General features: G+C 43.1%; 8 protein-coding genes. 4 read left to right on the forward strand and 4 right to left on the reverse strand.

Annotated features, from left to right (window positions below; all coding sequences use genetic code 11):
* The first annotated feature begins 38 nt into the window (after positions 1–38).
* Positions 39–491, forward strand: a complete 453-nt coding sequence (locus QUA20_RS31165) for a type II toxin-antitoxin system antitoxin SocA domain-containing protein (RefSeq protein ID WP_333194185.1) — start codon at positions 39–41, stop codon at positions 489–491.
* 92 nt (positions 492–583) lie between these two features.
* Here QUA20_RS31165 and QUA20_RS31170 read toward each other — a convergent pair whose 3' ends face one another.
* The 3 genes from QUA20_RS31170 to QUA20_RS31180 all read right to left on the reverse strand — a co-directional run bounded on the left by QUA20_RS31170 (position 584) and on the right by QUA20_RS31180 (position 2,620).
* On the reverse strand, positions 584–820 hold the full coding sequence (locus QUA20_RS31170) for a type II toxin-antitoxin system prevent-host-death family antitoxin (protein ID WP_333194187.1): 237 nt from the start codon (positions 818–820) through the stop codon (positions 584–586).
* Positions 821–912: 92 nt separating this feature from the next.
* Positions 913–1,914 carry a hypothetical protein gene (locus QUA20_RS31175; RefSeq protein WP_333194188.1) on the reverse strand — a complete coding sequence of 334 codons (1,002 nt, stop codon included), beginning with the start codon at positions 1,912–1,914 and terminating at the stop codon, positions 913–915.
* A 145-nt stretch (positions 1,915–2,059) separates the two neighbouring features.
* Complete coding sequence (locus tag QUA20_RS31180; RefSeq protein WP_333194189.1) at positions 2,060–2,620, reverse strand: hypothetical protein; 561 nt, start codon at positions 2,618–2,620, stop codon at positions 2,060–2,062.
* 190 nt (positions 2,621–2,810) lie between these two features.
* Here QUA20_RS31180 and QUA20_RS31185 point away from each other — a divergent pair, with 190 nt between their 5' ends.
* The 3 genes from QUA20_RS31185 (at position 2,811) to QUA20_RS31195 (ending at position 5,206) form a co-directional block, all read left to right on the forward strand.
* Positions 2,811–3,896 carry a T4 RnlA family RNA ligase gene (locus tag QUA20_RS31185; protein ID WP_333194190.1) on the forward strand — a complete coding sequence of 362 codons (1,086 nt, stop codon included), beginning with the start codon at positions 2,811–2,813 and terminating at the stop codon, positions 3,894–3,896.
* A gap of 167 nt (positions 3,897–4,063) precedes the next feature.
* On the forward strand, positions 4,064–4,912 hold the full coding sequence (locus QUA20_RS31190; RefSeq protein WP_333194191.1) for a phosphatase domain-containing protein: 849 nt from the start codon (positions 4,064–4,066) through the stop codon (positions 4,910–4,912).
* A gap of 111 nt (positions 4,913–5,023) precedes the next feature.
* The gene (locus tag QUA20_RS31195; protein WP_333194192.1) at positions 5,024–5,206 is read left to right on the forward strand and encodes a hypothetical protein; all 183 of its coding nucleotides are present in this window, start codon (positions 5,024–5,026) and stop codon (positions 5,204–5,206) included.
* Between the two features lie 452 nt (positions 5,207–5,658).
* Here the strand turns inward: QUA20_RS31195 and QUA20_RS31200 are convergent, their stop codons facing one another.
* Complete coding sequence (locus QUA20_RS31200) at positions 5,659–6,948, reverse strand: amidase (RefSeq protein WP_333194194.1); 1,290 nt, start codon at positions 6,946–6,948, stop codon at positions 5,659–5,661.
* Between the last annotated feature and the right edge of the window lie 74 nt (positions 6,949–7,022).

The raw sequence follows: 7,022 nt of genomic DNA on the forward strand, positions 1-7,022 counted from the left end.
TTTGCCAACAATAGCTCAAAACCTTTGCCCCACTTGTTTTGAGTATTTATACTTGTCGCAAAAGTGACACGCTCCCTGTCGATCGAGAAGCAGGCGATACCATTTCTCCTCTGAAACTGCAAAAGATCGTGTATTATGCACAAGCTTGGAGTTTAGTCTTTAGAAGCCAGCCGCTATTTGAGCAAGATATTGAAGCTTGGGTTTCTGGCCCCATTGTCCGCGATGTTTGGGATGAGTACAAACCTTACAAATATAGCGATATTCCAGCTCCCGATAATTTTGAAAAAGAATTTGATGAAGATGAAATCGAGGTACTCGAAGAAGTTTGGAATGCTTATGGAGAATTAAGTGCTAAACATCTTGCAGAATTGACGCAATCAGAGACACCTTGGCTCAACGCCCGCAAGGGATTAGAACCTGCGGAAACATCAACTAAAATCATCTCCCACGAGGATATGAAATCCTGCTATGCACCTTTGGTGGAGGCATAAGTGCAGCTTCGCTGACAAAAGGTCGATAGAACTTTTAGCCCTCAGCTACGGCAATTAATAACTGAACTTTACTTTAATAGTATCTATATAAATCAATACCGTGCTTCCTCCCTTAGCCTAATGACTGTTGCACTCAGGGGTTCACCCTTTACTTGAATAGAGTCTCGGAATCTCTTGAGTTCAGCTAACCGCTGCTCCTTCGTGAGCGGCGGGACTACGCGAGCTACTACTTTACCTTCGTGTACGATCGTCACTTCTTCTCCCAAAGCCACCTTTTCCAAGATAGCTTGCAGACTCTGCTTGGCTTCTTCAACGCTAATCGCAGGCATCTCTTTAGTTTTTTAGGTACTTTTTAATTGTACAGCAACGGGATAATTAATGCGAAAAAGGTCGCTCGACCTTTTCCATTTACCCGCCAAATTTAACGTTGCCCTGCTTGAAGTGCAGAATTTGCTATCTGAACAACTTCTTGCTGCCGTCCGTTTTTCCTAGTGACTCGGTACAGCACCCCCAGCCTTTGCCACTCAACAAAAGCAGTGCAGTAAGCACCGCAATTATTGAAATAAATTCCCCTGATGCCGCCGGCCAATTCAATGCTTCTGTAAGTATCCTGCGGTAATTGCGAAGGAGGCGAAAACGGTTCATTTCTTTTAGCTTCTATTGTGCCGAAATAACAAGCTCCGGCGCGGCATCCTTTGCCTAAATACATTCCCACAATGTAACCGTAGGAACCTGCTTGCACATCAAAATCAACTTGCTGAGTGTCAGATAAAGGAAGTATATTCGGCAGAAAAACAGGCACTCGCGTTTTACCTTTGATTTGCCGAAAAATGTTACTTGCAGGAAAACTACTATTAGCTTGGTTTGCTAATTTATCCGGGGTTTGGGGCAACTTTTGCACAAAATCCCTCCACTGCAAAACTCTATTTTTAGCAATGTTGAGAGTGGGAATTGAATATTTTTCTGCAGCAATAGAAGGGCGACCGTTTTTCAGGTGGAAGTGGCGGCGAATCACTGTAATTTCTGATTTCCCTAACCCGTAAGCTGGAGCTATGGAACGGGCTAGAGTGCAGCTAATTTTGAAGCGTCCCATCTCAATATTGCCATTTTCCGCTTGATAGGACCAATTGTAACCCTCAGAAGCGCGATCGCGATCGCACAGAAAATGAGAAATTTCAAACATTTTGGCAATATGAACATCGTACAACCGCAACTTGCGGCCGCCGGTAGATTTTGCCGTGTTGCGATCGGGTACAATAAATTGTATCGGTTGCCAGCTATCTTTAGGGGAAAAATTAAACCAGTGGATTTCTGTTATCGAGAGTTCAGTCCTTGCTAACGCTGAGTTGGGTGTCAAAGGTGCGATCGTAAAAGCAGTCACCACACAAGCAAAAATCGCCGCAAATAGCCATCTTCCCCTCATCCTGATTTCCCCCTAAGTAGGTCAGCACAAAAAAACCATAGCATCTTGTAAGAGGCGAATGCGAGTTAATATCTATCATACAATAACCGTAAAGTGCGCAGTTCGCACTCTACATATAGAAGTGGTGCGTCCCCGACTGCAAAACTTAACGCTTCCCAGCTTGAATAGCAGAATTTGCTATTAAAATTAAATCATATTCCCGTCCGTTCTTAATGGCGACGGTATACATAAAACCCTGAGTTTTCCACTCAAGAGTTGCTGTGCAATAAGCCCCGCAACCGTTATGATAAACTCCTTTCACTCCGCCCGCAAGTTTGACATTTTTTAATGTCTTAGTTACCCATTCTAGTTTTGTAGTAAACTCCCCGCCTTTTTGACCTATAATTGACCCAAAAGTGCAAACGGTCGTACCGCCGCAATCTGCTTTATAATCGATTGAAATAGCATAGCTGTTTGCTTGTGCTGTAGTTGAATAGTACATTTTTTGCGAAAGCGGAATCCTGCTGGGAATAAAAATAGGCACTTGCGTTTTGCCTTTTAACTTTGGCAAAATTTCATTTACCGGAACTGCAGTGCCTCCTTGAGCAATTTGTGTTGTTCCCGATTGTCGCTGCGACAATTGCGAAGATCCAAAAACAACCGATAGAGGTAATAAAGCAGTCAATACACCAGCAGAAGTAGCCAAAAGTAATAATTTTTTCTTCACGGTCTTTTCCCTTAATATTCCAAGAGTTTACTTGGGCGGCGAACCGCATTCACCTATGTACAACCATAATTCAAAATACAAAATTAACACTCGCTTTTCCGGGAAAAATCTTTTTTGACTATCTTGACAAGGTTGCCAGAATATGAAGTCATATATAATATAGAGAAGGCGAGCAATTTAGGAGTTGATAGTGGAACTGCAAGAGTATTTGCGCCAGCACGGATTGGAAACTTTGTCCGAAACTTATCATATCAAAGTTACCCGCCACCGCCAATATCCCGATTTAGTCTGTCTGAAATACTCGCAGATAGAATCTCCATTGGGCGAAAAAATAGTCCAGCAGTGCCGAGGCATTATTTTAGATTCATCTGACGATTGGCAGATAGTTTCTTATCCCTACGACAAATTTTTTAATTACGGAGAAATTCACGCCGCTGCAATTGATTGGAGTCATGCCAAAGTTTACCAAAAACTAGACGGTTCTCTGACTGTACTTTATTTTTACAAGGGAGAATGGAGAGTGCAATCTAGCGGCACTCCCGACGCTGCCGGCGAAGTTAACGGTTTTGGATTCAGCTTTGCCGAACTTTTTTGGAAAGTCTGGCAAGAGTTGGGATATCAATTACCGCAAGAAACTGACCAGTGTTTTATCTTTGAGTTGATGACGCCTTACAATAGAATAGTTGTGCAGCAAACGGAAAATCAAATCGTGCTGCACGGGGTTCGCAACACTCAAACACTGCTAGAAACCGACCCGAGTATTTGGGCAAATAAATACGGATGGGAATTGGTCGCATCTTACCCTTTAACTAGCTGGAAAGAAGTTATCGAAGCGGCTCAACATTTAGATCCGATGGATTCGGAAGGGTATATTATCTGCGATGCTAACTTCAACAGAGTTAAAGTTAAGTCTCCGCAATATGTCGCTATTTCTCATCTCCGCGAAGGGTTTTCGACCCGCCGCCTGATCGAGATTGTTTTAACTAATGAAGGAGAAGAGTTTTTAGCTTATTTCCCTGAGTGGACTGAATTGTACGAAAAAGTTAAGGAGAAATATCAATGTTTGGTTAGAGAAATCGAGGAAGTTTACCGACAGCACGAACATATAGAAGTTCAGAAAGATTTTGCTTTAGCTGTCAAACATTTGCCCTATTCCGGGATTTTGTTTTCTTTGCGTGCGCGAAGAGTTGCGGGAGTGAAAGAAGCTCTTCGTGATGTTACGCTCCATAAAATAGAGGAGTTATTGGGTTTAGATTACATCCATCTAGGTTTGTAAACAAACTAATAAATTGTTCCCATCAAACTCGGCGTTTGAAACCGCGTCAACACTTGGCTCTCGTTCCAGTATAAATGGACTAAAGAATAAGTGGTAAGGTGCGCATTGCACAACCTACAAATGCGAGTTCCTGCGTCCATAACGACAATTAGCCATTACCAATTACCATGAAAAGAGTTATTGTACTTGTTGGTTTACCTGCTTCTGGAAAATCACAGTTTGCTAGAGAATTGCTGCTGTCTGAACCTGCAAAGTGGGTTCGCAGCAATAAAGATTTGCTCAGAGAAATGGCTCACGCTTCTCATTGGTCGCCGGCCAATGAAAAGTTTATTGTGCAGTTGAGAGATACGATTATTTTGATGGCTTTGGAAAGCGGCAAGCACGTCATTGTTGACGATACTAATTTCGGACCTCACATCGAGCATATCAAACAGTTAGTTAAAGGTAAAGCCATCGTCGAAGTTAATGATTCTTTCTTGCAAGTTCCGGTTGAGGAATGTATTAAAAGGGATTTGAAAAGGCTTAATTCGGTGGGCAAAGATGTGATAATGAAGATGTACAATAAGTACGTGCGGGTTCCTGTTGTGCCGCCGGAATATAACCCGGATTTGCCGGATGCAATTATTGTCGATATGGACGGTACGCTGGCACTTCTCAACGGCAGAAATCCTTTTGATGCTTCGACGTGCGATCGCGATTTACCGAATCAGCCCGTCTTAGATACCATCCGCAAGTGGCAGTCCAGCGCCCATATTATTGTAGTCTCGGGTCGAACAGATGATTGTCAGCCTCAAAGTGAAAAATGGTTGCAGCAGTACGAGGTTAATTATGCTGCTCTTTATATGCGGAAAACCGGAGATATGAGGAAGGATGCGATTATGAAGGAAGAGTTATATCGGCGGCATATTGCAGGGAAATATAATATTAAATTTGTGTTGGACGATCGCCAGCAAGTTGTTGATATGTGGAGGTCGTTGGGGTTGACTGTATTTCAAGTAGATGAAGGAGATTTTTAAGGCAGCGCTTTTGTGTCACTTTGATGACAGCGTTCGATACAGCTTTTAAAAAAAACTTCCCCAAATAATCGGAGTATTATGACGCTATTTTGGAACTAATAAAAAAGTACGATGAACCACCTGTTTACTATTTTTAATGAAGTCAGTTCCCCGGCATTAAATAAATGTTTGACCTCAAAGCCGATCGCAGTCGCCTTCAGGACTTTAAGTAGCGATCGCGGACTCCTGAGCGAGCGCTTGGGCGAGTGGCGATCGCACCAATTGAACTCACGTTTATTAAGTGCGACTTCATAGAGAATTGGTATCAGGTGTATTTGATTGAAAATATCAGTTTTTGTGCTGACTTAAAGTAGGAAAATTAGGAAATAATATTTCCTGTTTTTTTGTCAAACTTTATATTAATATTTAGTGTTTTAAATTTCAGTTTATTTAAATTATAAGTTAAAAAGTATATGCGATAATTGAAAGATAAGACAGCGATCGCAACGATATCAACTTTAAGCGATCGCTTTGCCACCCTAAAAAACGACTGTCTGCGATTTTATCAATCGCTCCTTTGCTCTATCAAACCTGAAAAAATAAAGCATTGGTTTTTATTAGAATAGCGCGAGCGATCGAGAACACTCGCACCGACAGATTCGGCTCAAAGACTTAAACGCAACAACTTTATGGGCTGGGACAACGCCAATGGCTCTCGGTCGTTGCTTCTGCAGCCAGATGCCCGACACCAATGACAAATGACATTTCTAATACCCAGGTGGGCGTTGAAAAAAACCAGTTACTTGAGTTAATTTTTCCGCAATCTCTAGCAGTTTCAGATCGCTTCCGCGCCGTCCCACCACTTGCACGCCGATGGGTAGTCCTTCTTGTGACTGTGTAAAGGGCAGCACTACGGCAGGGTTCCCAGTTAAATTGAAAATTGTTACGTAAGCACCTATTGTTGTTAAATAAGAGAACTCGCGACCATCCACCTCAATTGGTGCTCCTGGCTGACGGTGGGTGAAAGCAGGCACTGGCACTACTGGACACAGCCAAGCATCCCAATTAGATAAGAAACTTTCGATATTAGCAATCAGAATATCGCGCTCAATGAGGGCGGTGACATATCGTTGTTGCTGTTGAATCTGCGTCAAGTCTGGCTGGGATAAACCCAATTCAAAATTATAAATATTGAGGTAAGTATCGCGTACCGCATTGCTATCAAAATTTGGCGGCTCGTTGTGTTGCTCTACACGGCATCCTATATCTGTCAGGGATGATGCTAATTTTTCTAGAGCAGCTTTGGTTTCGGCTGTTGCTGGAATATCACCAAAACCTTCTGACCAGGCGTAGCGGTAGGACTGTAGCGTGGTCACTGAGTTAACTTGTGTAGATATCGGCATTACTTCCGGCTGGCGGGGGTCTGGATCTTGAATCAGTGACAGGCACAATCGCAAGTCTTCTACAGAGCGGGCAAGAGGCCCTATTGTTTGTAAGTGGTGAATAGTTTTAGGTGTTCCTGGTAATTCTGGAATATGTCCAAATGTTGATACGCGATTCTGGGTTGGTTTCAAGCCGAAAATGCCACAGAAGTGAGCTGGAACGCGGATTGACCCACCAATATCACTACCAAGTTCAAGAGGGGATAACCCCGCAGCGATCGCACTCGCACCACCCCCGGTGCTGCCGCCTGGGGTACACTCATGGTTCCAGGGGTTGTTTGTTCTACCAAACAGAGGACTGTTGGTCTGAAAGTTATCAGCTAGTTGTGGTGTATTCGTCTTCCCCAAAATAATTGCTCCAGCAGCGCGCAGTCGATCGACGACGATAGCATCTTGCTTTGGGACATAATTAGCTAAGGGTTGATAACTGCTGGTTGTGCGTAATCCTTTGGTTTCGAGGGTGTCTTTGATAGTTACGGGTACTCCATGTAAGAACCCCCAATTTTCTCCTCGAGCTAATGCTTTATCTGCCACTTTCGACTGCGCGATCGCATTTTCCGCATCCAGAGTCACAATCGAATTTAGTCCTGGGTTATATTGAGCAATCTGACTCAAATAAGGAATGAAAATTTAATAACATTAGCGTCTGCTAAATAGTCGGAACTGCACGATAATTCCATTTTGGTAGA

It is taken from the genome of Microcoleus sp. Pol7_A1 (assembly GCF_036701085.1).
Lineage (GTDB): Bacteria > Cyanobacteriota > Cyanobacteriia > Cyanobacteriales > Microcoleaceae > Microcoleus > Microcoleus asticus.

Bases quoted from the DNA above. Each gene is read 5' to 3' on its own strand.
- QUA20_RS31170 (WP_333194187.1), bottom strand. From the start codon at position 820: ATGCCTGCGATTAGCGTTGAAGAAGCCAAGCAGAGTCTGCAAGCTATC.
- QUA20_RS31175 (WP_333194188.1), bottom strand. From the start codon at position 1,914: ATGAGGGGAAGATGGCTATTTGCGGCGATTTTTGCTTGTGTGGTGACT.
- QUA20_RS31195 (WP_333194192.1), top strand. From the start codon at position 5,024: ATGAACCACCTGTTTACTATTTTTAATGAAGTCAGTTCCCCGGCATTA.
- QUA20_RS31190 (WP_333194191.1), top strand. From the start codon at position 4,064: ATGAAAAGAGTTATTGTACTTGTTGGTTTACCTGCTTCTGGAAAATCA.